The 25,462-nt window shown below is 55.8% G+C and carries 14 protein-coding genes, 3 rRNA genes and 1 pseudogene; 13 read left to right on the top strand and 5 right to left on the bottom strand.

Translation table 11 applies throughout. From position 1 onward, the window contains the following. Positions 1–4: 4 nt before the first annotated feature. From BBKW_RS09105 to BBKW_RS09060, 10 genes and pseudogenes are all read left to right on the top strand, one after another. Entirely contained in the window at positions 5–874 is an 870-nt protein-coding gene (locus BBKW_RS09105) for a carbohydrate ABC transporter permease (RefSeq protein WP_033501968.1), read from the top strand. A 165-nt stretch (positions 875–1,039) separates the two neighbouring features. After that, positions 1,040–3,454 carry an alpha-xylosidase gene (gene yicI, locus BBKW_RS09100; RefSeq protein ID WP_033501967.1) on the top strand — a complete coding sequence of 805 codons (2,415 nt, stop codon included), beginning with the start codon at positions 1,040–1,042 and terminating at the stop codon, positions 3,452–3,454. A gap of 133 nt (positions 3,455–3,587) precedes the next feature. Beyond that, entirely contained in the window at positions 3,588–5,120 is a 1,533-nt protein-coding gene (locus tag BBKW_RS09095) for a glycoside hydrolase family 1 protein (protein ID WP_404980131.1), read from the top strand. Positions 5,121–5,200: 80 nt separating this feature from the next. Next, positions 5,201–6,017, top strand: a pseudogene (locus BBKW_RS09090) (IS3-like element ISBlo10 family transposase); the annotation flags it as partial. 73 nt (positions 6,018–6,090) lie between these two features. Beyond that, complete coding sequence (locus BBKW_RS09085) at positions 6,091–7,248, top strand: LacI family DNA-binding transcriptional regulator (protein WP_226594532.1); 1,158 nt, start codon at positions 6,091–6,093, stop codon at positions 7,246–7,248. Between the two features lie 184 nt (positions 7,249–7,432). After that, positions 7,433–8,527, top strand: a complete 1,095-nt coding sequence (locus BBKW_RS09080; RefSeq protein ID WP_144242157.1) for an alpha/beta hydrolase fold domain-containing protein — start codon at positions 7,433–7,435, stop codon at positions 8,525–8,527. A 160-nt stretch (positions 8,528–8,687) separates the two neighbouring features. Next, positions 8,688–9,986 carry an MFS transporter gene (locus BBKW_RS09075; protein WP_048349548.1) on the top strand — a complete coding sequence of 433 codons (1,299 nt, stop codon included), beginning with the start codon at positions 8,688–8,690 and terminating at the stop codon, positions 9,984–9,986. Then, complete coding sequence (locus BBKW_RS09070; protein WP_033501964.1) at positions 9,983–10,792, top strand: alpha/beta hydrolase; 810 nt, start codon at positions 9,983–9,985, stop codon at positions 10,790–10,792. Before BBKW_RS09075 ends, BBKW_RS09070 begins: the two co-directional genes overlap by 4 nt. Positions 10,793–10,813: 21 nt before the next feature. Further along, the gene (locus BBKW_RS09065) at positions 10,814–12,067 is read left to right on the top strand and encodes an SGNH/GDSL hydrolase family protein (protein ID WP_048349547.1); all 1,254 of its coding nucleotides are present in this window, start codon (positions 10,814–10,816) and stop codon (positions 12,065–12,067) included. A 342-nt stretch (positions 12,068–12,409) separates the two neighbouring features. Further along, the gene (locus tag BBKW_RS09060; RefSeq protein ID WP_033501963.1) at positions 12,410–15,406 is read left to right on the top strand and encodes a cation-translocating P-type ATPase; all 2,997 of its coding nucleotides are present in this window, start codon (positions 12,410–12,412) and stop codon (positions 15,404–15,406) included. A gap of 307 nt (positions 15,407–15,713) precedes the next feature. On the opposite strand, the gene BBKW_RS09055 is transcribed toward BBKW_RS09060, so the two are convergent. After that, a complete protein-coding gene (locus BBKW_RS09055) occupies positions 15,714–16,046 on the bottom strand; it encodes a helix-turn-helix domain-containing protein (protein WP_228429023.1) in 333 nt (110 codons plus the stop codon). Positions 16,047–16,666: 620 nt separating this feature from the next. On the opposite strand from BBKW_RS09055, the gene BBKW_RS09050 reads away from it, so the two are divergent. The 3 genes from BBKW_RS09050 to rrf all read left to right on the top strand — a co-directional run bounded on the left by BBKW_RS09050 (position 16,667) and on the right by rrf (position 22,054). After that, positions 16,667–18,193: ribosomal RNA gene (locus BBKW_RS09050) — 16S ribosomal RNA — on the top strand. Positions 18,194–18,653: 460 nt separating this feature from the next. Continuing rightward, positions 18,654–21,731 (top strand): 23S ribosomal RNA (locus BBKW_RS09045). A gap of 205 nt (positions 21,732–21,936) precedes the next feature. Then, positions 21,937–22,054, top strand: a 5S ribosomal RNA gene (gene rrf, locus BBKW_RS09040). Together the 16S, 23S and 5S rRNA genes form the textbook arrangement of a ribosomal RNA operon. Before the next feature lie 299 nt (positions 22,055–22,353). Here rrf and BBKW_RS09930 read toward each other — a convergent pair. From BBKW_RS09930 to BBKW_RS09020, 4 genes are all read right to left on the bottom strand, one after another. Next, complete coding sequence (locus BBKW_RS09930) at positions 22,354–23,229, bottom strand: aminotransferase class III-fold pyridoxal phosphate-dependent enzyme (RefSeq protein ID WP_051920323.1); 876 nt, start codon at positions 23,227–23,229, stop codon at positions 22,354–22,356. Positions 23,230–23,418: 189 nt separating this feature from the next. Beyond that, positions 23,419–23,541: an IS3 family transposase gene (locus tag BBKW_RS09985; protein WP_128832406.1), complete on the bottom strand. Its 123-nt coding sequence runs from the start codon at positions 23,539–23,541 to the stop codon at positions 23,419–23,421. A 242-nt stretch (positions 23,542–23,783) separates the two neighbouring features. Then, the gene (gene dcd / locus BBKW_RS09025; RefSeq protein WP_004223871.1) at positions 23,784–24,365 is read right to left on the bottom strand and encodes a dCTP deaminase; all 582 of its coding nucleotides are present in this window, start codon (positions 24,363–24,365) and stop codon (positions 23,784–23,786) included. Positions 24,366–24,597: 232 nt separating this feature from the next. Beyond that, positions 24,598–25,401 carry an alpha/beta hydrolase gene (locus BBKW_RS09020; RefSeq protein WP_081962308.1) on the bottom strand — a complete coding sequence of 268 codons (804 nt, stop codon included), beginning with the start codon at positions 25,399–25,401 and terminating at the stop codon, positions 24,598–24,600. Between the last annotated feature and the right edge of the window lie 61 nt (positions 25,402–25,462).

Below are 25,462 nucleotides of genomic sequence, written 5' to 3'. Positions count from 1 at the left end.
TGAAATGACAAGCGTAACAATGGCAAAAGTATGTGCCCCGAAAGCCAAGAAGAACCGCACTGCCGGCGACTGGTTCATCCTTGCTCTGCTGATCGTGGGCGGGCTGGTGATGCTCTTCCCGTTCATCGTCCTGCTGCTCAACGCATTCAAAACAACCACCGATTACAATGCGGCAGGCCCATTGTCGTGGCCAAAGGGGTTCAGCCTTGACGGTCTGATGAAGTTCTGGAACCGTGTCAACTATCCGGAAAAGCTGTGGAACAGCATTTGGACATCGGGACTGGTCGCCATCCTCGCGGTGATTCTGTCGATGTTCAACGCATTCGCACTCGGCATCGGCCGCGTCAAAGGGCGCCGATGGATTATTCTGCTCATCATGCTTGCCAACATGATGCCCCAAGAAGCCTTGCTGTACCCGCTGTACATCATGTTCAAGAACATAGGTCTATACAACTCCCAATGGGCGATCGTCATCATCTTCACCGTGATTCAGAGCGCTTTCGGCACCTACTTGCTTTCCTCGGTATATGGCACCTTCCCAAAGGCGATTCTAGAAGCGGCGACCATTGATGGTGCAAACCGTTGGACCATCTTCCGTAAGATCGTGTTCCCGATTTCCAAGCCGACACTGAGCGTCATGCTCGTATTCTTCTTCATCTGGACTTGGAACGAATACATGATTCCGATGGCCTTCCTGGTCGACAACTCTACGCAGACCATCCCGATTGCGGTCAGCTCTCTGTCCGGAGACCGCCTGATGGACGTGACCACAACCGCCGCGGCCTCGCTGATCAGCATCGTTCCAACCCTCATCTTCTACCTGATCTTCCAACGTACGCTGTCCCGTGGTATCACCACAGGCGCGGTCAAGTAGCGGATTGCCATACAGCCACGGCCGGTTCCCTTCCCCGGCCGTGACATTAAATCTGTGGCTGTCTCCGCTGTAATCTCCTTCATACGGAGAACAGCCATTTGTATCTGTATGCATCTGTATGCAGGTCGTTTTCAGACAAATCATCACAATAATTCAGGAGCAACAATGAAGTTCACTAATGGTTACTGGCTTACCCGACCGGGTGTGGAAGCCCTGTACGCGCGTGACGCCTATGAGGTTGGCATCGGAAAGGACGGCGAAAGCCTGAATGTGCTCGCACCGGTGGCACCGGTTCGTGAACGTGCGAACACTCTGAATCTGCCGACATTCGAGGTCAACATCACCAGCCCGGCTGAAGGCGTGATCCGTGTGACTGCCGACCACTGGCAGGGCGCGACGGAATACCCGGGATTCCCATTGAACGCTGACGAGCCTGGCGACCGCGATTACATCGCCGTAGTTCAGGATGGCAACGGTGACGGCGAGGTCGGTCAGATTGGCGCCTCGGCAACGCTGACATCCGGTGGGCTGAGCATAAAAGTAGTCAAAGGCTCGCCTTGGAATATGACATTCACCGGCGAGGACGGCAAAGTGCTGACACAGTCTGTCGGTAAGTCCCTCGCCCGATTCAAGATTGAGCCGCGTGCGGCCGTCACTGCGCAGCCTGTAGGCGAATTCGGTGTGAGTATGGACGGTTCCGCATACGACGAATCCGACGTATTCACCGGTATCCAGCTGCATCTGGGAGTGGGGGAGAACGTATACGGTTTCGGTGAGCGTTTTGGCTCGTACATCAAGAACGGTCAGACCATCGATATCTGGAACGAGGATGGGGGTACCTCCTCCGAGCAGGGATACAAGGACATCCCGTTCTACATGACTTCCAACGGTTACGGTGTGCTGGTCAACAATCGTGGGCACGTGTCGTTCGAAGTCGGTTCCGAAAACACTGAGGCTGTGCAGTTCTCCGTGCCTGGGGAGAGTATCGATTTCTGCGTGATTTATGGGCCGACTCCGAAGCAGATTCTTGACCGCTATACCAAGCTGGTCGGCCGCCCGGCCAACGTGCCGGCGTGGAGCTACGGCTTATGGCTCACCACTTCGTTCACCACCAAGTATGACGAGAAGACTGTCAACTCCTTCATCGACGGTATGGCCGAACGCGGCATTCCGCTAAGCGCCTTCCACTACGACTGCTATTGGATGCGTGAATTCCATTGGACTGACTTCGAATGGGATAAGCGCTTCTTCGGCGACATCGAATCTACACTCAAACGCCTGCATAAGGACAAGGGCCTGCATATCTGTGCCTGGATCAACCCGTACATCGGTCAGCATGGTTCCATGTTCAAGGAAGGCAAAGAAAAGGGGTATTTGGTCAAAAAAGTCAATGGCGAGATTTGGCAGACCGATTTCTGGCAGGCTGGAATGGCGTTGGTGGACTTTACCAATCCGGATGCCCGTGAATGGTTCAAGGATAAGGTCAAGCACCTGCTGAACCAAGGTGTGGACGCCATTAAAACCGATTTCGGCGAGCGTATTCCACGCGATGTGGTCTGGTACGACGGCTCACCGAAGCTTTCCATGCACAACTGGTACACCCAGCTGTACAATCAGGCGGTGTTTGAGGCTATCGAGGAGACTTACGGAAAAGGCAAGGCGTGCCTGTTCGCACGTTCCGCCACGGTCGGTGGTCAGCAGGAGCCGGTGCATTGGGGTGGTGATTGCGAATCCACATTCAATGGCATGGCGCAGACCTTGCGTGCAGGTCTATCCCTCACCAGTTCGGGCTTTGGATTCTGGAGCCATGATATCGGTGGTTTTGAGGGCGCATACCCTGATCCGGCCGTGTACAAGCGTTGGATCGCTTTCGGCTTACTTAGTTCGCATTCCCGCATGCACGGGTCCTCTGTGTATCGTGTGCCATGGTTGTTCGATGAAGCGGACGAAAAGAACGGCGTGGTCAACGCACCGGGCCAGACCGCTGTGGATGTGGCGCGTACCTTCACCAAGCTTAAATTGAGTCTGATGCCGTACCTGTATCAGGTAGGTCTGCAACCGCATCTGTACGGTACTCCGGTAATGCGTTCGATGTTTGTCGAATTTCCTGACGATCTCACCTGCCGAACACTCGACCGCCAATACATGTTTGGCCCAAATTTGCTGGTGGCTCCGGTATTCACCTATTCCGGAGATGTAGAGTACTATCTACCGTCCGGCACTTGGACTAATTGGTTCACCGGTGAGAAGGTAACAACCGAACACGGTACATGGCGCAACGAGCGCCACGGTTTCGATACCATTCCGCTGTGGGTGCGTGACGGCAGCGTGTTGGTCACCAAGCCAGATGCCGAGACTCCGGATTACGAGTACGGCAAGGACGCGTTGATCTCAGTATTTCTCGATCATGACGATCGGGCGGAGGCCGTAGTAACAGAAACGGATGGTTCTTCCGTGACATTTACTGCGTGCAGAACACCTATTGGGACAGAAATCGTCAGTTCCGACGGGCGTGCGTTTACTGCACGACTTGGGTTCGGCAAAATAGTTGCTGCACAGAATGGCAAGGTGGTGCTGTGACAATCGATTCAACAAGAATTCGGAATTCAGCGTGAACCCTACACATGGGTCAATATATGTGTAGCACTCGTGCATAATAAAAACTGCGGTGAGGTTGGCTCGGCTATAAACTCGAATTAACCTCACCGCTTTAATGTTACGGCAACATGAAGCTAAAACTTATTGCGAAGGAGCATCGATGAACTACCGGTTTCCTGAAGGATTCACTTGGGGTACGGCAACCGCTTCATATCAGGTGGAAGGGGCCATTCATGAAGGAGGCCGCACGCCGTCCATCTGGGATACGTTTTGCGCCCGGTCTGACACTATATTCGATGGGTCTTCCGGTGAAAACGCATGTGATCAGTACCATCGCTATCCACAAGACATCAGTTTGATGAAAGAACTAGGCATTGGCGCGTACCGCATGTCGATCGCGTGGCCGCGTATCCAACCCGCTCCAGACGGAACCGCTAACGCCGAGGGTCTGGATCATTATCGTCGCGTGCTAGATATGCTGCGGGATAACGGCATCAGGCCCGTTGTCACGCTATACCATTGGGATCTTCCGCAGTACCTGCAGGACCTTGGGGGGTGGCCTCGGCGCGATACAGCGCTGCGATTCGCGGAATACGCGGCCTGTCTCGCCAAGGCTTTCGGAGACCGAGTGGATACATGGACCACGTTGAACGAACCATGGTGCGCGGCATATCTTGGCTATGGTTGTGGCGATCATGCCCCGGGAATCAAGGATCATGCACAGGCATTGGCCGCGGTGCATCACCTCAATCTGGCGCATGGGCTGGGCGTGCGGGCGATCCGCGCGGAACTAGGCGATAAAGCGCGCTGTTCAGTGACGTTGAACCTGTCGGTCACCCGCGCCGCGACGGATTCCAAGGAGGACGTTATGGCCAAGAAACGTGCTGACCTATTCAATAATGAAGTGTTTCTCGGTCCCATGCTTGAAGGCAGATATGATTCTGAACTCCTTACGGCGACGGCGCGGGTCACCGATTGGAATTTTGTGCATGACGGTGATCTTGAGTCCATCCGGCAGCCGATTGACGTGCTTGGCGTGAATTATTATTCCACCAATACCGTGCGGTACCGTGCCGATGCCACCAGTGTTACATCCGATGAAACCGCACCTGCGGCAACGACTCCAGCTGGTCTTGATGTCCATCACAATCCCATTCCAGCGCAGGAGCACGTGGAGACGCTGCCGCCTGAGGGCGAGTTGACAGCCATGGGTTGGAATCAAGATCCTCAGGGACTTACGGATATCCTCTTGGAGCTTACGCGACGATATCCTGGACTGGAACTTATGGTCACCGAGAACGGTTCTGCCTGGGATGATGAGGTTTCGAAGGATGATTCGGTTGCCGGAGTTCCAGGTCCGATGGTGGCGGATGATGTCGCATCCTGGTCTGTGGTACCGGGGAGGATCGTGCATGATCCGAAGCGTGTGGCGTATCTTGACGCTCATATACGCGCTGTGGCCCGTGCCATTGATGCTGGAGCCAAAGTGACGGGCTACTATGCCTGGTCGTTGCTTGACAACTTCGAATGGGCCCTTGGCTATACCAAACGCTTCGGCATCGTACGTGTCGACTATGGTACGCAGGAACGCATCTGGAAGGATTCAGGATTGCGTTATCGCGATATCGCTCATACCAACGTCATTTAAGCTTACTGTTACTGTGGTATGAACTGATTTTTGTTCCGCATTTCCCCTAACTCGATGGGAGATGATGGAACCATGGCAAAAGGCACGAGGCGCCGGCCCACGACATCCTTCTGGTCCACTCGGATTTCTGCATGGCCGTGTACGGGTACCGCAAGACGCATGCCCGGTCGTCGGCGCGGGGCTGGGATCCGGCCGAGATCGGCCGCGACCAGGTGATGAACGTCACGCGGGAATCGGGAATCCGCGGCGTGCGCCGCGGCAGGACGCCCGTCACCGCCAAACCGGCGAAGGGCACGGGCGGCAGGCCCGACCTCGTGGAACGCGGGTTCGAGGCGGAGGCGCCGAACCGGCCGCATGTGGCCGACATCACCTACGTGCGCATGGCCAACGGCTCGTTCGGCCACACGGCGTTCGCCACCGACGTGTTCGCCCGCAGGATCGTCGGCCGGACGCGCGCCACCACCATGGACACCAGGAAGCTGTCGCTGCAGGCGCTGGAACAGACGATATCATTGGGCCGCCTCGCATGGCGGCACGGACGGTCTCGTGCACCGTTCCGGCCATGGCGCGCGGTGCATCGGCCTCGTGTACGCCACCGGGGTCGGGGAATTCGGCATGCCTCCCCCGACCGGCACGGTCGGCGCCTCGTACGACAACGCCATGGCCGAGAGCGCCGACGGCGCGTACAGGACCGAGCTCGTCTGACGGCGCAAGCCCTTCCAGGATTTGAGGGACCTGGAACTGGCGACGTTCCGGTGGGTCTCGTGGCGGGGACTCGAAGCGTCCGCACCGGTCCTTGGGCTGCAGGACACCGGAACGGACCGAAACCGAGTATTATGCGAACCAAGCGGCGCAAGCCGCCCCGCTATAAGGGCGGAACAAAAATCAGGCCATATCATGCTACTCTCGGTACGCTTAACGTGTGTGGTGCGGTGGAATCGGTGTAGCGCCGGAAGTGAGATGAGGTAACATGATCGGTTCGATGAATAATCTGCAACAAAAGGATGTTTTTCAAGAATCGCAACGATCGAAGCAGTCAGTGTCGAAGAAATCTCGCAGCAAGCGAGTGACTCTACAACAGGTGGCTGATGCCGCTGGAGTGTCGCGATCTGCCGCCTCGTTCGTTATGACGGGTCGCACTGATCAGCGTATTTCAGAGGCCACTATAAAAAAGGTGCGTAAGGCGGCTGCGGATTTAAGCTATCGACCTAATCTCACTGCTAAGACACTTCGTACTGGCAAGTCTGGCACGGTCGGCCTTGTCTCGGATTTTATTGGCACAACATCGCATGCCAACTCCATGGTGATGGGGGCGCTGGATGTGCTGAGAGACAAGGGGAAGTTGTTGTTCACTGTGGATACCCAGGGTGACGCAGACGTGGAGAGCAAATCGATTAAAGCATTGTTGGATCGCCAGGTTGATGGCGTCATTTATGCAGCCATGTTTACACGTGAGGCGAAAGTGCCAGCCGTGTTGCGTACTGTACCGACAGTATTGCTGAATTGCCTTGATGAAACTGACGATGGTAGGGCAGATAGTGCGTTCTCCAGCGTGGTTCCTGATGAATATCAGGCTGGGTGCGATGCGTCCCGTTTGCTGTTGGAAGCGGGGCATACTGATCGTATTGTTTTTGCGGGCTGCTTTCCAGAAGGCGTTGTTGGTGGTGTTCGATGGGGGTCTTGGGGTTCATGGGCGTTGCCCCAGCGTCTGCAGGGTATTAACGATACATTGAGGCTGGCGGGTTACGAACTGTTTGCGCATTTTGAGGCTACGGAATGGGAAATCGATTCAGGCAGGACGATCGCACATCAAGTATTGGCTTCCTGTTCGCGGCGTGATGAGCTTCCGACAGCAATTATCTGTGTCAATGATGCTGTTGCGTTCGGCATGATGCAGGTGTTGTTGAGTGAAGGTGTGCGTATTCCGGAAGACGTATCGCTGATTAGCTTCGATGGCAGTGATTGGGCTGCTGCTATGTTGCCTCCGATCACAACATTGCGCTTACCACAGTTAGAGATGGGAAGCGCTGCCGCAAGAATGCTGTTGGAGCAGAAGGAGCCGGCGCAGCGAGTACGCATATCAATGCCATTGGTTCAAGGGGCGACGGTCAGTTCTCCTCGTAAGTAAGATGTGATCGACGTTCGGCTGCGGCACGATCGTCGCTACGTGATGTTTCACGTGAAACAAAGGACGGCTCCAGAGCCTCCTATCGACGCCGATTAACTTCAACACGCCAATAGATTCTTTTTCCTCTGTGCTATACTGATTTAGCAAGTAAGCTATACCGATTTAGCGTAGAGTGACAAGCAAAGTGGCTATCAATGACAACGAGGTGACACATATGGGTTCGGTCGAAGTAGGACAGCTCATTAACACGTCCCTAAGAGGAGATGATCCTTACTGCAGGCTTGACGTTTTCTTTCGTAACCGATTGTCTCTACGTCCCAATGCGACGCCACCTGCTCGGCTCCCAGATAATTTTATGGAGCCTGCCGGCGTCTGGCGCCTGCCTTGGAACGTAACTGTGGAGGAACGCACTATCGGTGACGCACAGAATGCCGTGTCGGTTCGTATATATCGTGACAAATCCTGCGGGGGAAAGAACAACGCTTGGCTGCTGTGGGCGCATGGCGGAGGCTTCACCGAAGGAAGCATCGACACTGCGGAAGCTCATGCGACTTGTGCCGAACTAACTGCACGTACAGGCACGACTTGCATTTCGGTAGATTATCGACTGACTCATGATGGACGGAATCTTTATCCAGCCGCATTGGATGATCTGCTCGATGTGTGGGCGTGGATAGTGGAGCAGACGCAACGCAATGCTCAGCAGACAACGCTGATGATAGGCGGAGCTAGTGCTGGCGGTAACCTTGCCGCTGCGTTATGCCGCAAGTTGGTTGACTCTTCTCGTGAAGGCGGCGTGTTGCTGCCGGTGCCACATGCTTTTCTTGGTGCATACGGTGTTTTTCACGATATGCAGCGTGAATTGGTAAAAGGCTGGGATGGTAATACGAGCATATTGCCAACGCCGTTGCGTTTTACTCCACAGGTCTGCAAAGACATGTATGCGCGTTATGTCGGTCGTGCCACCGATTTTCCAGCATACAGTGTGCCTGGGGAATGCGATGCGCGGCAATTGCATGGATTCCCGCCTTCCGCGCTGATTTGCTGTGAATTCGACGATTTGGCTCCTTCCAGCATGGTGTTTGCCGAGCAGCTTCGTCAAGCGGGCACGCCGGTGCAATTACGTATGGCAGCTGGCGTGCTGCATGGCTTCTTGAACTGGTATCCGTCTGAACGGCTACCGCAGACGTTGGCCGCGATTCGGTTCCTTGCTGCGTTTATAGAAGAGCAGATACAAAAACAGGCGAGGGAAAGGAGAGATGAAAGTTTTATCGACTGACCGTATCAAGCATAACTATGCTTACCCAATCAAACCTGTGGGGTGAGCAATGATGGTTGAATAAATAACTCGCTTATGACGAGATGTCAGCAACGTACAGAGATGTACGGCAGTGCTGAGTAAACGACATTTTATTAAGATAACAATTGAGGAGAAAACAATGTCATCAACAACGAAGTCTGCTGGCATTATCAAGGCGTTGAAGCATCCAAATCCATGGTGGGTTGGCTTCGTGTGCGGCATGGCCACTTTTGTGGACAATGCGGCGACCATGGGTGTTTCCACGGCATTCGTGCTTTATCAATCCGGAGGAAGGCTTACCGGTAACCAGATTGGTATGCTGACTTCATCCGTCACTATTGGCGTGGCCTTGGGCTCATTCCTTGGAGGACGTCTTGGAGACCGTTTCGGACGTCGTCATGTGTTCGTCGGTACTATGCTGATAATCATTTTGGGTGCGTTTATTCCGTTCATCAGCACGGATTTTGCATTCATGCTGCCGGGCGTTTTGCTGCTGGGTTTGGGTATTGGTGCGGATTTGCCAGTGGCCATGGCCACTATTTCCGAAACGGCGACTGATAAGAACCGAGCAAAAATTCTTGTATTCTCCAACCTTTTGGGTGGTTTCGGCATTTTGATGTCAGTGCTGTTGGGTATTTTCTTCGGCAATTCAGGCGTGTTCGGCGGTCACGTTATCTTCGGTGCGTTCGGCGGGGTGGCAGTTATTGTGTTACTGATGCGTCTGACGATTCCAGAAACCGAAACATGGTTGAAGGCCAACGAGGAACGCAAGGAGGGTGTGCACACTCTGCGCGCTGACAACTCCAGCGTTAAGGATTTGATGAAGACCCCGTGGCGCAAGCCATTCGTGACTCTCGTGTGCTATTACTCGCTTGTTGCCATCTCTGTGTCTGTTTCTTCTGGATTCGGCACGTACATCGCTTACAACGTCGCCAATATCTCGGTGTCTACCTACTCCACCGCGTCGCTTGCCTGTATGCCTCTGGCCATTCTTGGTGCAGCGTGGTTCATGGCTGTTGCCGATTCCAAGTGGCGTATGACCTATTATGTCATCGGCTCGGTTTTGGTCGCGGTGAGTGGTCTGATTCCGGTGATCTTTGGTTTTAACCTGGTGACGTTGTGCGCCTTCACCTATATTGTGACTTTCGCCGGTGCGTTCTGCTACGAGACCATCATGAAGGTATGGACTCAGGAGTCCTTCCCGACTATGCTTCGTGGCACTGCCCAGGGTTTCATCTACGGTATTTCTCGTGTACTGACCGCAATCATGAGCGCGGTAACCCCGGCGTTGCTTGTCTTTAACCCCAAGATGCTGTATGTGAGCATTGCGCTGCTGTCGGCTGTTGGTTTCTTCGTTGGCTGGCTTGGCTTCCATAAGAGCACGGGCAATACATTCCAGACTGAGGCTCAGGTTGAGTCGGAAGGAGCGTTGCAATGAACCTCAAACCCATCTCATTCGACGTCGAAGGATTGACGCTACGCGGTTCGGTATATGAGCCGAAAGGTGGTTTTGAACAAGAAAAGCGTTATCCGACGGCACTTCTGTTCCATGGTTTCGGTGGCAATAGAATCGACTTTTCAGGGTTCATGATGCAGATGGCCAGGTCGCTAAGTCAGCAGGGCATTGTCGCGATTACCTATGATCGTGCCGGCCATGGTGAAAGCGACGGAACATTCTTCGACGTGAGCATTAGTCGTGAAGTCCGTCATGCCAAGCAGGTGCTGCAACAGGTTTGCTCACTGGACTATGTTGATGAAAACAATCTGCACTTTGGCGGTATTAGTTTGGGTGCGGTTGTTGAATCAATCGTTGCGTCCGAGACCGCAGCTAAGCCACGCAGTATGGTCATGGTGTCGAGCGCTGCATCTTGCGTTGACGAAATAACGTCGGGGAAAATTCAAGGTAAATCACTGGAAGGGTTGCGGACTCAGTCCTATTTCGATTTCATGGGTGCAAAAATGGGACCAGCCATGGTCGAAGATGTCAAAGGGCTTGATTTGTACGCCAAAGTTACTGGGTGCACCAGTGATGTGCTGCTGATACACGGTACTGCGGACTTTGTGCCGGTGGAGTATGCGCAACGCTACAAAGATGTCTTCGGTGATCGAGCCACGCTGATAGTGAAAGAAAACGGAGACCATGGTTTTTGTTCGGTGCCTGATCGTGAGTTCGTCATGAGTAAGACCGCGCAGTTCATCGCTGAGCACGCTGGTGTCAGTTATCAGGGTGTAGAGATTTTCTGAGAACGATTCGAAGGAGTGAAGATGTGCAATGATGTTTCCGTAATCGCCTCTTCTGACGCTTCTAACGCGAGTCGTGTGCTTAATCTGCCAGAAGGTGGATCGGTGCGTTTGTGCGGTGCCATGGATGTGCAGCGCGTGACTATTGGTGAACGTACTGGGTTACGCCCTATTCGTCTTCCATTGTCTGGCTTGGTGCAACGTTCCCTGTACGAATATGAGACGGTGCGCACGGTGGTATCTGGATGTTCTGGTGTGCATCTGCGTGTTCGCACGGCGGCTGATGCCATACGACTTGCGGTACGTGCTGCGCGCGTGGATTATGGTGAGCTGAATAGTGAGTTCAATGCATTTGCCGCCACAGTTGATGGGCGCACGGTATGCGAGGTGACGTCTCAGCCGGATGCCATTGAGCGGGTGTCGCGCGATGGGCGTACTTGTGTGCGTACAGAGCTTGATGAGTGTTCAGTTGTAGAGTTCACAGGTCTTGGCGCCATTGGTGAAAAGACTGTGGTCATTTGGCTTCCGCAAACGGTAATTGTCGATTTGCTGGGCGTTAGTGGCGTCCATGGTGAGCCGGTCGAGGCTGCGGAGGAATCCTCGACGCCGCGCTGGCTTCATTACGGCAGCTCAATCAGCCACTGCCATACACCGTCCAGTCCGTTGCAGGTGTGGCCAGTGCTGGCGGCTGGTTTGAATGATTTGGAAGTCACCAATCTTGGTTTTGCCGGTCAGTGCATGCTTGATCCGTACGTGGCGAAGGCTATTGCGGCGAGCGATGCAGATGTCATTACGCTGTCGGTCGGTGTGAACATTACTGGTGCGCGTGCCATGAATCAGCGGACATTTACACCTGCCCTGCACGGTTTCCTTGACGTCATCCGTGAGCGGCACCCAGATACTCCAATTGTGCTAGTCTCATCTATTTACTGGCCGGACAGTGACGATGTTCCTGGTCCTTCTGATGTGCGCTTCCATGATGATGGTTCTGTGACCTGCTATTCGTATGGTGACCGTAAGGAAATTGCGGTTGGCGCATTGACATTGGAGCAGTCTCGCGAGGAGCTGCAGCATGTGACGCAGGTTCGTCACGATACGTATGGGGAAAATATTCAGTATCTTGATGGGCTGACGTTGTTTGGTCCGTCTGATGTAGGGAATTTCTGTTTGCCAGACGGCCTGCATCCGGATGCTCAGCTGTATGCGGAGATAGCCCGTCGTTTCTCTTGCCAAGTTTTTGCTGATAATGGCTTGGTCCCACGAGCTTCACTGCATTAGTAGTTTTCCAATCCCTAGCTACTGCTAAATGCTGTGTTGATAGCCTGCGGCTCGCGGCCGCAGGCTTTTCTTTTTGTGATGTTATTAAGATTGCAGATATGCGGCTCATGTTTCACGAATTTGCGAAATTTTGACAAAAGACGGTGTGTGGCAGTCTTGCAAAATGGGCACGGTGTGCAATAATGGCAGGAATGCACCGATGGCGCACGCCCGGTGTCCGCAACCGCGCAGCATTGCCCAGTTCGGCGAGTGGTTGCGAAAATCGCAATTTTCTGCGGTTTTCGTACTATCGCAACGGCAGGGGAGAGCTGACTACTCCGCGGCGCTCCCAAGGAGATCATCATGGTTGATCGCAAGGAAGATCAATCCACCCAATTCCGCGATACCAGTTCGGGAAATTTCGAACAAGCGAAGAATATCGCGACGCAAACGCAAGTCGATCCGTCGCTCGCCGATGCGCAAACCGTCGCACAATCACTTGGCGTCGATTTGAATACCGGTCTGAGCCAGGCGGAAGCCAAGCGGCGACTCGACAAGTACGGGCCGAACGAACTCGCGTCCGCACCACCGGTGCCGAAATGGAAGAAATTCCTCGAACAATTCAAAGATCCCCTTGTCTACCTGCTGTTGGCTGCAACCGGCATTTCGCTCGCCGCATGGTTCATCGAACGGGCTAACGCCGTACCGGGTGCGGAAGGCGGCGAAGCATTGCCGTTCGACGCCATCGTCATCGTGCTGATCCTCATCGTCAACGCGGTGCTCGGCTACATTCAGGAATCGAAGGCGGAAGCGGCCGTCGAAGCGCTCTCCAGCATGACCGCGCCGCAGACCAACGTGCTGCGTGACGGCCAAATCGAACGCATCAATACGGTTGGCGTGGTGCCCGGCGACATCATCGTGCTCGGTGAAGGCGACTCCGTCTCCGCGGACGGACGCCTCTTCACGGCCGCCAGCCTGCGCATCGCGGAAGCCAGTCTCACCGGCGAAAGCGTGCCCGTCGGCAAAAAGACCGACACCCTCGCGCAGGCGAAAGCCCTCGGCGACCGCGCCAACATGGTATTCAACGGCACGTCCGTAACGCAAGGTACCGGCCGGGCCATCGTAACCAGCACCGGCATGGGCACGCAGGTCGGCAAAATCGCGGACCTGCTGCAAGCCACGGAGGATGACGAAACCCCGCTGCAAAAGGAAATGAACTACGTTTCCAAAATCCTCGGCATCGCAGTATGTATCATCGCGGTCGTGGTGCTGGTCGCGCTCGCGCTTACCGAAGGATTCCAAGACGTTCACGATGTAATCGATTCGCTACTGTTGGCCGTTTCTCTGGCTGTCGCGGCCGTGCCGGAAGGTTTGGCTGCGATTCTTACGGTAGTGCTCGCGCTCGGCGTGCAGCGCATGGCCATGCACAATGCGATCGTCAAGAAGCTGCATTCGGTGGAAACGCTCGGTTCCGCTTCGGTGATCTGCTCCGACAAAACCGGTACGCTCACCCGCAATGAGATGACCGTGGAGCGTGTGGTCACGCCGAGCGGCGAAGTGCAGCTCACGGGCACCGGCTATGCGCCGGAAGGCCGCATGGTGGTCGATTCGCAGACCATGGAATATGCGCAAATACGCGAGATCATCGAATCGGAAGCCGTCGCAACCCTTGCCGTGGGTGCGCTGGCAAACGACGGCGAACTGCGCGAAGTCGCCGCTTCTGCCGGAAATGCGGAAAACGTAACGTGGGAAGCGGTCGGCGACCCGACCGAAGTCTCACTCATCGTCGCAGCACGAAAAGTGAAGGCGAATCGCAAGTATGCCAACTATGAGCGCGTCGGCGAAATCCCCTTCACTTCCGAACGTAAGCGCATGTCCATCGTGGCACAAGACAACACCGATGCCGGCCGCTTGACCGTCTTCTCCAAGGGTGCCCCCGATGTGCTTCTTGGATATTGCAGCAGGATTGCGGTCGGCGGTGCCGTTCGTCCACTTACGGAAGGCGATCGTCAGCAGATTCTTGCGACTGTCGAACAGCTTTCTTCCGACGCGTACCGCACGTTGGGTCAGGCCTACCGTCCGCTCGGTACTGCTTCGCTTGCGCAAGTGCCAGGAATCATGCTGAATTCCGCGGGTCATGTTGCCGATATTGCGGAACAAAGCGATGTGCTTGAGAATGATTTGATTTGGGTCGGCATGGTCGGCATCATCGATCCGCCGCGTACGGAAGTGCGTGATTCCGTAGCAGAAGCACATCGCGCCGGTATCCGCACGGTAATGATTACCGGCGACCACCCGCTGACCGCAGCTCGCATCGCTACCGATCTGGGTATTATCGACAAGGATGGCAAGGCCATGACCGGCAGCCAGCTTGACGAACTGCCCGACGAAGCGGCCTTTGACAAGGTGACCAGTGAAGTGTCCGTCTATGCGCGAGTCGCGCCGGAACACAAGCTGAAAATCGTCGAATCGTTGCAGCGGCAAGGTAATATCGTGGCCATGACCGGCGATGGTGTGAACGACGCTCCCGCCGTCAAAACCGCCGATATCGGCGTCGCCATGGGCATTACCGGCACTGAAGTGACCAAACAAAGCGCGAAAATGATTCTCGCCGACGACAACTTCAGCACCATCGTCGCAGCCGTGCGCGAAGGACGAGGTATTTTCAACAACATCCGCAAGTTCCTGCGCTACCTGCTGAGCTCCAATGTAGGCGAAGTGTTCACCGTGTTCGGCGGCGTGATGCTCGCTGGATTCCTCGGCATCACCCAGCCTGGCAGCCAAGGTGTGATCGTGCCGCTGCTCGCCACGCAGCTGCTGTGGATCAACCTGCTCACCGATGCTGCGCCCGCGCTCGCTATGGGTGTCGACCCGTCTACCGATGACGTGATGGCACGCAAACCTCGCAAACTCACCGACCGTGTGATCGACGCCGAAATGTGGGGCGACATCATTTTCATTGGTGTGATTATGGCGGCCGTCACCCTGATTGGCATGGACATGCATTTGGCCGGAGGCCTGTTCACCGACCGCTCCGTCGATGCGATCGGCCACGATGCGCAAATGACCGAAGCGCGCACCATGGGCTTCACGATTCTCGTATTCGCCCAAATGCTGAACGCGATTGCCTCGCGCTCGCACTTGCAGTCGGCGTTCGTCGGACTGTTCTCCAACAAGTGGCTATGGGGCGCGCTCGCACTGAGCACGGTGCTGCAGTTGGCGGTGATCTACATTCCATTCCTCAACATCGCTTTCGGTACGGTACCGCTCAGCGCCGGCGCATGGGTCGAATGCTTGGGCCTTGCCATGATCGTGCTCATCGCCTCCGAACTGCGCAAATGCGTCCTCCGCGCCAGATAGCGTCCGAAAGTGCGCAAGATTTCGGACGTTATCCAGCTTTCCGGAAGGGAAGGGTTTGTGAAGTCAATGATTGATGGGCTTCTCTCTTGCCTAATCCTTTTGGTGAGATAGGGGTGCGCGGGATGCATTCGTTTGTTGACGTATGGCGTCCGATGAAATTTAAGTGTTGTATCTCAATCAGGTACAACACTTATTTTCATATCGGCTATACGCTTCTTTTAGAAAATCTGTCGGATCGCATTGAAGCGCTTCCGACAGACGCCTGGCTGTATTCAGCCGCATGCCTGAGGTCGAGCGATAGCCTGTTTCAAACCAAGAGATGTTCGGCTGGGGAATCCCTGCACATCTCTGACAACTCGTTGTGCGTATAGCCGCGAGTCCGACGAATGTCTCTTAAACCGGATTCAGCGCAGTGGATTCCGCCTCGCCAACCTCCGTCGGGATGGAGCTCCAACACGTTGCAGTGCAATGCTTTGGCAATTTGGCAAGCGGTGTCCAAATGCATATTGCGTACGGTTTCCGGATTGTTTTCGAACATGGCGAGACGATCATGATCCACGCCGGAGAGCCCGGCCAGTTGTTCCAGAGACATTCCTTCTTCGAGCCTCAGGTCCTGTAGCCTCATAAGCTGCGCCTCCATGCCGTTCCCTCCCTTCACGGTATCACTACGGAATATTCGCTCCGTCTTCTATTTCGAGTCAAAAGCCTGTTTATGAAAGGGACCATCCCGTCTTAGCAGGTCATTTTGCTCCGCTGCGCCCCACAGGATAACAGAATCCCCTTAGCGTATCGTTCCGTCAACTCCTGATAAGGCGACTCATACGACGAACATGTTTTCCGGAAGGATAGGCTGGTTTCTGTGGAAAAGGAGAAAGACGATTCAGGTGGACGGAATTTCGACACGCCGGTGGATGCGTTGTTTTCCAATGGTTTGCGGGGTGTCCATGAGGGGCCGGGTTGCGTGGAATCGGATTGTGCTGTAAGTTTGTCTTTCGCTGCCGCTCGGCGAGTGGTTCCCTGGTTGGGGTTCCGTGAGGTGGGTGAGTGGTGGTGGTTTGAGAACTCAAGAGCGTATTTGTACTACTTCTTTATAGTCAATGATTGCCAGTCCGTCTTACGGCCCGCGCGTGTTGTTCGCGTGTGGGTGCCGGGAGGCCGGTCAAACGGGACGGGGTTTTTGCGGACAGTCCGTTTTCCTTATAAACGGATGTCAATTTTCTTATTTGAGAGTCACATGTTGGTTCTCTTCATGAAAGGTTTTTTGTGGAGGGTTCGATTCTGGCTCAGGATGAACGCTGGCGGCGTGCTTAACACATGCAAGTCGAACGGGATCCCAGGAGCTTGCTCCTGGGTGAGAGTGGCGAACGGGTGAGTAATGCGTGACCGACCTGCCCCATGCACCGGAATAGCTCCTGGAAACGGGTGGTAATGCCGGATGCTCCATCACACTGCATGGTGTGTTGGGAAAGCCTTTGCGGCATGGGATGGGGTCGCGTCCTATCAGCTTGATGGCGGGGTAACGGCCCACCATGGCTTCGACGGGTAGCCGGCCTGAGAGGGCGACCGGCCACATTGGGACTGAGATACGGCCCAGACTCCTACGGGAGGCAGCAGTGGGGAATATTGCACAATGGGCGCAAGCCTGATGCAGCGACGCCGCGTGCGGGATGACGGCCTTCGGGTTGTAAACCGCTTTTGATCGGGAGCAAGCCTTCGGGTGAGTGTACCTTTCGAATAAGCACCGGCTAACTACGTGCCAGCAGCCGCGGTAATACGTAGGGTGCAAGCGTTATCCGGAATTATTGGGCGTAAAGGGCTCGTAGGCGGTTCGTCGCGTCCGGTGTGAAAGTCCATCGCTTAACGGTGGATCTGCGCCGGGTACGGGCGGGCTGGAGTGCGGTAGGGGAGACTGGAATTCCCGGTGTAACGGTGGAATGTGTAGATATCGGGAAGAACACCAATGGCGAAGGCAGGTCTCTGGGCCGTTACTGACGCTGAGGAGCGAAAGCGTGGGGAGCGAACAGGATTAGATACCCTGGTAGTCCACGCCGTAAACGGTGGATGCTGGATGTGGGGCCCGTTCCACGGGTTCCGTGTCGGAGCTAACGCGTTAAGCATCCCGCCTGGGGAGTACGGCCGCAAGGCTAAAACTCAAAGAAATTGACGGGGGCCCGCACAAGCGGCGGAGCATGCGGATTAATTCGATGCAACGCGAAGAACCTTACCTGGGCTTGACATGTTCCCGACCGTTCCAGAGATGGGGCTTCCCTTCGGGGCGGGTTCACAGGTGGTGCATGGTCGTCGTCAGCTCGTGTCGTGAGATGTTGGGTTAAGTCCCGCAACGAGCGCAACCCTCGCCCTGTGTTGCCAGCACGTCATGGTGGGAACTCACGGGGGACCGCCGGGGTCAACTCGGAGGAAGGTGGGGATGACGTCAGATCATCATGCCCCTTACGTCCAGGGCTTCACGCATGCTACAATGGCCGGTACAACGGGATGCGACACGGCGACGTGGAGCGGATCCCTGAAAACCGGTCTCAGTTCGGATTGGAGTCTGCAACCCGACTCCATGAAGGCGGAGTCGCTAGTAATCGCGGATCAGCAACGCCGCGGTGAATGCGTTCCCGGGCCTTGTACACACCGCCCGTCAAGTCATGAAAGTGGGTAGCACCCGAAGCCGGTGGCCTAACCCTTCGTGGGATGGAGCCGTCTAAGGTGAGACTCGTGATTGGGACTAAGTCGTAACAAGGTAGCCGTACCGGAAGGTGCGGCTGGATCACCTCCTTTCTACGGAGTTTTTTTTCAGGACGCCGGCTTGGCGTCCGTCGTGCGGCCCATGCGTCGGGAACGGTTCCCGGTTTCGCGTGGGCGTGCTGGTGTGGAAGAGATCGTTGGCTTCGCGGGTTCCTTTTGTGGGTCCGGGGAGTGGTGCGGATATGCTTTTGGGTTCCCGGACCGCCACCCGCGACTTGGTCGCGCGCGGTTTTCCGGGTGTCCCCTTGGGGCGGTCGGCCGGCCGGTGTGCCGTGTCCGGATCGTTTCTTGGGTGCGTGGTGGTTTGAGAACTGGATAGTGGACGCGAGCAATGCGATGGCATGTTTCTTGCCGTCGTTTGCTTTATCGCGATTTCGCCAGGCTCTTCTTTTTGGAGTCTGGTTTCGAGATCGATCGTTTTGTGATCATTGTTTACAGTGTGATGATCTGTCGTCTGGCGTGGAGAAGCTTATCATCAGGTTTTTTCGGGGCGTGTGCCGCCCTGAAGGGCGTATGGTGGATGCCTTGGCAGACAGTACCGATGAAGGACGTTTGAGGATGCGATAAGCCTCGGGGAGCCTCCAACATGGCTTCGATCCGAGGATTTCCGAATGGGGCAACCCGCCGGCCGTCATGGGCCGGCACGGAACCGTGTTGTTCCGGGGGTACGCAGGGAAGTGAAACATCTCAGTACCTGCAGGAAGGGATACTCCGTGAGTAGTGGCGAGCGAAAGCGGATCAGACCAAACCATGGGCGCGTGATACCCGTCGGGGGTTGCGTTCGTGGTGTTGTGGGAGCGTGTGTCCCGGTTCCGACGGACCGGGCGGGAGTCATAAAACGGCTTGCCAGGGGAACAGGCTTGAAGGCCTGGCCGCAGAGGGTGCCAGCCCCGTACCTGGAAGCTTGCCGTCTTCCGATCATGCGTCCCAAGTAGCGCGGGCCTCGTGGAATCCCGTGTGAATCGGCCCCGACCGTGGGGTAAGTCTAAGCATACCTGTCTGACCGATAGCGTACCAGTACCGTGAGGGAAAGGTGAAAAGCACCCCGGGAGGGGAGTGAAAGAGTTCCTGAAACCGTGCGCCTACAATCCGTCGGAGCCTCCTTGTGGGGTGACGGCGTGCCTATCGAAAAATGAGTCTGCGAGTCAGTGGTGCGTGGCGAGGCTAACCCGTCGTGGGGGAGCCGTAGCGAAGGCGAGTCTCAAAAGGCGTTTTGAGTCGCGTGCCCTGGACCCGAAGCGGGATGATCTAGCCCTGGGCAGGTTGAAGCGCGGGTAAGACCGCGTGGAGGACCGAACCCACCTGGGTTGAAAACCGGGGGGATGACTTGGGGCTAGGGGTGAAAGGCCAATCAAATTCCGTGATAGCTGGTTCTCTCCGAAATGCATTTAGGTGCAGCGTCGGTTGATTGCATCGCGGGGGTAGAGCTACTGGATGCTTGCGGGCCCGTGTGGGGTACCAATAGCAGCCAAACTCCGAATACCGTGGATGTGTATTCCGGCAGTGAGTCGGCGGGGGATAAGCTCCGTCGTCGAGAGGGAGACAGCCCAGATCGTCGTCTAAGGTCCCGAAGCGTGTGCTAAGTGGGAAAGGATGTGGAGTCGCATAGACAGCCAGGAGGTTGGCTCAGAAGCAGCCATCCTTGAAAGAGTGCGTAACAGCTCACTGGTCTAGTGGTTCCGCGCCGACAATGTAGCGGGGCTCAAGCACACCACCGAAGACGCGGCAACGGCCTTTGTGGCTGTTGGGTAGGAGAGCGTCCCCCGAGGGGCGAAGCGGCGGCGCAAGCCGGCCGTGGACTTCGGGGGAGTGAGAATGCAGACATGAGTAGCGAGAGACGGGTGAGGATCCCGTCCGCTGGATGACCAAGGGTTCCGGGGCCACGTTCGTCGTCCCCGGGTGAGTCGGGTCCTAAGGCGAGGCCGACAGGCGTAGTCGAATGGATGAACGGGTGGATATTCCCGTACCGGCAGCGAACCGCAAGAGCCGAACGGATGAGTACTAACCTCCGGTCGCGTGGCGTCGTTCCCTTCGGGGTTCGGGGCGCGCGGTCGTTGGGAATGTAGTCCTGGTAGGTTAGCGCACAGGGGTGACACGGAATGGGAGCCGGCCGCGGAGGTGGTTTTCCGTGGTCAAGCACGCAGCCCGTCCCATAGGCAAATCCGTGGGACATGTAGGGTGAGGTGCGATGATGGGCGCCTTTTTGGCGCGATATCCGGTGGTCCAGGCCGTCGAGAAAAGCCTCGGCGCGAGGGGCGTTGCCGCCCGTACCCCAAACCGACACTGGTGGTCAGGTAGAGAATACCAAGGCGATCGAGCGAATCCTGGTCAAGGAACTCGGCAAATCACTCCCGTGCCTTCGGTATAAGGGAGACCCCTGATGGTGATGGAACTCGCTTCCGGAGCTTTCGGGGGTGGCACAGACCAGGGGGTAGCGACTGTTTACCAAAAACACAGGTGCATGCGAAGGCGCAAGCCGCTGTATATGCACTGACGCCTGCCCGGTGCCGGAAGGTTAAGAGGATCCGTCAGCCCTCGGGCGAAGCGGTGAATTCAAGCCCCGGTAAACGGCGGTGGTAACTATAACCATCCTAAGGTAGCGAAATTCCTTGTCGGGTAAGTTCCGACCTGCACGAATGGCGTAACGACTTCCCCACTGTCTCGACCAGGAGCTCGGCGAAATTGCAGTACGAGTAAAGATGCTCGTTAAGCGCAGAAGGACGAAAAGACCCCGGGACCTTTACTATACCTTGGTATTGGCGTTAGGCGCGGATTGTGTAGCATAGGCGGGAGGCTTCGAAGCGGTGGCGCCAGCCATCGTGGAGCCGCAAGGTGAAATACCGCTCTGTTCTCGTTTGACGTCTCACCTCGAACAGTGATCCTGTTCAGGGACAGTGCCTGGCGGGTAGTTTAACTGGGGCGGTTGCCTCCCAAAGAGTAACGGAGGCGCTCAAAGGTCCGCTCAGCCCGGTTGGCAATCGGGTTTCGAGTGTAATCGCACAAGCGGGCTTGACTGCGAGGACGACGGTCCGGGCAGGGACGAAAGTCGGAGATAGTGATCCGGTGCCGGCGCACGGGCGCGGCATCGCTCAACGGATAAAAGGTACCCCGGGGATAACAGGCTGATCATTCCCAAGAGTCCATATCGACGGGATGGTTTGGCACCTCGATGTCGGCTCGTCGCATCCTGGGGCTGGAGCAGGTCCCAAGGGTTCGGCTGTTCGCCGATTAAAGCGGCACGCGAGCTGGGTTCAGAACGTCGTGAGACAGTTTGGTCTCTATCCTCTGCGCTCGTTGGAATCCTGAGGAGGCCTGCCCATAGTACGAGAGGACCTGGGTGGACGGACCTCTGGTATGCCGGTTGTCGCGCCAGCGGCATGGCCGGTTGGCTACGTTCGGGAGGGATAACCGCTGAAAGCATCTAAGCGGGAAGCCTGCTCCAAGATTAGGATTCCTTGACGCTCCTCGGAGCGTCCGAAGCCCGCATGTTGAACACGTGTTCGATAGGCCGGGGGTGGAAGTCCCGCGAGGGATGGAGCCGACCGGTACTAACGGGCGAACGCGGCACACTTTCCGATCCATGTCTGGTGGGTTGGGTCTCGTCCTGTGGTGGTTCTTCTCGTTGGATGGCGGGGAATGCTGTTTCCTGTGGTCACAACGATGATCGGTAAGGCGTTTTGCTTCGCGTCCGTTGTCCGGTTCCCGGACCGCCACGATGGAATCGTGGTCGGTTCCGTTCCCGGCCGATCCGTGGGGTCGGCCGTTCAGAGTGGTTTTGCGGTGGTCATGGCCCAGGTGAGACGCCCGGTCCCTTTCCGAACCCGGAAGCTAAGGCCTGGCTGCGGCGATGGTACTGCACTCGAGAGGGTGTGGGAGAGTAGCGCGCCGCCGCATTCACATGTTGGGGGTTCCCGTCGAGCGTGACGCTCCGGGAACCCTTTTTTTGCTTTTCTTCCGGATTTTTCCGGGCCTTCACGGACCTCCCGGCAACGCCTTTCAGGCTCGTCGAAGGTGTTTTCCGTGGCTTGCGTCCCTCTCGTTCCTCCGGACCTCCCGGCCGGGCATCCATGACTCCCCGAAGGGTTCTTCTCCTATCCGGGGCTTACCGGCGGACGCGGGTCGCGGGAGACCCGTTTTTCTCTCATGACCGTTCGGATTGGATGGTTGGATGCAGCTCGAAGTTGGATGCCTCGTTATTTTCGAATGTTGTCCAAGACCTCCAGCACTCTATCGCGATACTCCTTTTTGCCGATGTAGCGTGCGGGATGCAATATCCTGACCACTTCATACCCTTCCGACCTCATGCGTCTCAGATTTTTCTCGGCGGCGTATCCGAGAGCCACCAACACAGGCTTGCCACCGAGTAGCTCGAGTTCCTCCCTCAATCCCTTGAGGTTCTCATCAACGCGTTTCGGGTCTTTTCTGAGTGTCTTTTCCACTTCACCGGAATTGGTTTCCTGGTAATCCTTGATCGCGTCGGTTATGTAGCTTCCCCAATACCGTGTGCCCTGCAGCGCGTACCGCAGTTTGAAATCGTTCCTTCCCGCATGGAAATTGAACCACGGATCGCCCGGTTCGTCCGGCTTCTTCTCCGTGTTGCCATGGTAGGCCTCGTTTGTAATGATGATGCCACGACCGCCGGTATAGTTTCGTGCGATGCGGATGGCCAGATCATTCGCTTCCGAACCGGTGCACTGATAGGTGATACGATCGATCTCCCTCGGCATCTTCGCGATAAGTGCTTCGGAATAGTCGAGAATGGTCTCATGAAGGTAACGGGTGTGCGTGTTCAGCGTGGCGGCCTGTTTGGCGATTGCTTCAACTACATGCGGATGGCAATGACCGACTGAAACCACATTGTTATAGGCATCGAGATAGTCGTTGCCCTTTTCATCGAAAACGTGGCTACCTTTGCCACGAACGATTTCAACCGGGTCCTTATAGAACAGACGATAGCCCTTGCCAAGGATGCGGCGGCGACGAACCAATTCGCGTTTGTTCTCATCCAGTCCGTCAAGATTGGAATCATCGAATCTGTTCATGTCGAGAATCGTTGTCTTCTCAGCCATGATTCCTTCTTTCGCTCCATATTTTCATGTGATGCGTTTAGGAATAAGTTCGAATTGTTTCTTACTGATGACGGAAAAATTGCCTTAAAGCATTTCAAACCAAAAAACAGACCGAAAGAGCTGCGGACGTTTTCTTGGAGATAGTCACGCAGCCATTCCTTGGCTTTGACGGTATTGTACCGGACTCATTCAACTGAGTGATTGCTTGATGCGCTCATGGTCGTGCCAGTGGATGTAGTCGTCGATCAGGACGAGCACCTCATCGCGGGTACACTCCTTCCAATGCCCGAGATAGACGGATTCCGTCTTCATGCGTCCGCAGCCCCACTACCCTCCGTACCATGCACAAGCGCTAAAGGGCGTTACCAATAGCTGTTGCAGTATCTTTTAACATCATTCGATATTGCTGATATTGCAACAAGAAATCTCAATAGAAGATTGCAAAAAAAGATTGGCTATCATGCGATATGTGATAGCCAATCTTTTTGTATTTTGGAAGATATCAATCGCCCTATATCGACAATATATTGCGATAATCCAAGAATATTTGATGATTAGTCGGTGATGTCGGCTTTGTAGAAGTTCACGTAGGAACGGCTCGGCGTCGGACCGCGCTGACCCTGATAATGCGAGCCGGTGCCTTGCGAACCGTATGGATGTTCTGCGGGGGAGCTGAGCTGGAAAAAGCACATCTGTCCGATCTTCATGCCCGGCCATAACTTCACCGGCAACGTCGACACATTCGACAATTCCAACGTGATATGACCTTCGAAACCAGGGTCGATGAAGCCTGCGGTGGAATGCGTGAGAATACCCAAGCGGCCCAGCGAGCTCTTGCCCTCCAGGCGGGCGGCAATCGTCGGATCAAGCTTTACATACTCCCACGTGGACCCCAACGCGAACTCACCTGGATGCAGAATCCACGGTTCGCCCGGAGCCACCTCGAACTGCTCGGTCAGTTCGCCCTGATTCTCAGCCGGATCGACATACGTGTACGCATGATTGTTGAACAGGCGGAAGAAACGGTCCAAACGCACGTCAATGGAAGCAGGCTGCACCATTTCCGGGGTCCACGGATCGAGTGAAATATGACCTTCGGCCTGCGCGGCGAGAATGTCGCGATCGGACAGCAGCATCGAAACTCCTTATTGCCAGGCACGCGAATGTGCCGGTATGGCGCTCGCCAACGTTCGAACGTTCGCATGGTTGAGCGTGCGAACGTTGGCAATTGCGAAATGATTATTAGCTGTCTCTAGTCTAACGCGGTATCGCTATATCGTGGCTTATATCGGGCTGTAACGATTGCCGTGTGCTTGGTGCGCAAAATCCGTTGCATCGGATTTTCTCGGGATTCTTCTGCAGGATTTCTTACAGGATTCCCGGCGCGATATCATGTGCTGCAAGCCAGTCGCGCAAATCGCTGAACTCGTTGAGACTGACCGCATGATCGAGCCCACGGTAGCTTTTCGACGTGAGGAACGTATGCTCGTCCAGCCAGGCGGCAGTCGCGAAGAGCTCCGGCATCGGAATTACGGTATCGTTCTTGCCATAACCGTAGAACACAGGAATATTCAACTCCGCGACATGACTGTCGGCCGGCGCGCTACCGGCGATGATTCCCGGAGCAAGGAAGCCGGAAAGTGAGATTGATGCGGCGTACCGTTCCGGATGAACACGTAGCAATTGAATCGCCAGCAAACCACCCTGCGAAAAACCGATCGGCACTACAGCGCGATCTTCTGGAACATTGCGCGCAACCCAATCGTCAATGGCTTGGGCGGCAGCATAAGCGTCGCGATCCAGATCTTCGCCGGAAGGCACGCAATCATGGAACCACGAATACGCGCCCTGGCCGAAACCGAATTCACCGGAACCAGCCTCCTGCAGTACGAGCGGCGCGCGCAACGACGCGAAATCGTTGTAGGGAGCTACGTAACGCATCATGTCGGCCAAATCAGCCTCATTGGAACCCCAGCCGTGCAGGCAGAGGAACAGCGGGCGTCGTGGAGCCGCATTGCCACCCCCGCGTGAATACTGAACGTGCGTGACCTGCAGTGGCTCGCCGAACCGCCCCGGAACCACCTGCGATTCGCGCCCGATCAGACCGGTCGGGGTGCCTGGATTGTTGGAGTCGTAGGAATCGCTGGTTTCGTGCTCGCGTATTTCACTCATGCCTCCAATATACCCGTTCCAGCGGGGCAATCCTCCCAGTCACTGGAAGGATTGGGACGTT

Origin of the sequence: Bifidobacterium catenulatum subsp. kashiwanohense JCM 15439 = DSM 21854 (genome assembly GCF_001042615.1) — a bacterium.
Lineage (GTDB): Bacteria > Actinomycetota > Actinomycetes > Actinomycetales > Bifidobacteriaceae > Bifidobacterium > Bifidobacterium catenulatum.
Note: the sequence above shows the minus strand (reverse complement) of the source record. Positions and strands in the feature narration are given on the sequence as shown.

Bases quoted from the DNA above. Each gene is read 5' to 3' on its own strand.
- BBKW_RS09105 (WP_033501968.1), top strand. From the start codon at position 5: ATGACAAGCGTAACAATGGCAAAAGTATGTGCCCCGAAAGCCAAGAAG.
- BBKW_RS09095 (WP_404980131.1), top strand. From the start codon at position 3,588: ATGTTACGGCAACATGAAGCTAAAACTTATTGCGAAGGAGCATCGATG.
- BBKW_RS09065 (WP_048349547.1), top strand. From the start codon at position 10,814: ATGTGCAATGATGTTTCCGTAATCGCCTCTTCTGACGCTTCTAACGCG.
- BBKW_RS09055 (WP_228429023.1), bottom strand. From the start codon at position 16,046: ATGGAGGCGCAGCTTATGAGGCTACAGGACCTGAGGCTCGAAGAAGGA.
- yicI (WP_033501967.1), top strand. From the start codon at position 1,040: ATGAAGTTCACTAATGGTTACTGGCTTACCCGACCGGGTGTGGAAGCC.
- BBKW_RS09070 (WP_033501964.1), top strand. From the start codon at position 9,983: ATGAACCTCAAACCCATCTCATTCGACGTCGAAGGATTGACGCTACGC.
- BBKW_RS09075 (WP_048349548.1), top strand. From the start codon at position 8,688: ATGTCATCAACAACGAAGTCTGCTGGCATTATCAAGGCGTTGAAGCAT.
- BBKW_RS09985 (WP_128832406.1), bottom strand. From the start codon at position 23,541: ATGAAGACGGAATCCGTCTATCTCGGGCATTGGAAGGAGTGTACCCGC.
- BBKW_RS09085 (WP_226594532.1), top strand. From the start codon at position 6,091: ATGATCGGTTCGATGAATAATCTGCAACAAAAGGATGTTTTTCAAGAA.
- BBKW_RS09060 (WP_033501963.1), top strand. From the start codon at position 12,410: ATGGTTGATCGCAAGGAAGATCAATCCACCCAATTCCGCGATACCAGT.
- dcd (WP_004223871.1), bottom strand. From the start codon at position 24,365: ATGCTGCTGTCCGATCGCGACATTCTCGCCGCGCAGGCCGAAGGTCAT.
- BBKW_RS09020 (WP_081962308.1), bottom strand. From the start codon at position 25,401: ATGAGTGAAATACGCGAGCACGAAACCAGCGATTCCTACGACTCCAAC.
- BBKW_RS09930 (WP_051920323.1), bottom strand. From the start codon at position 23,229: ATGGCTGAGAAGACAACGATTCTCGACATGAACAGATTCGATGATTCC.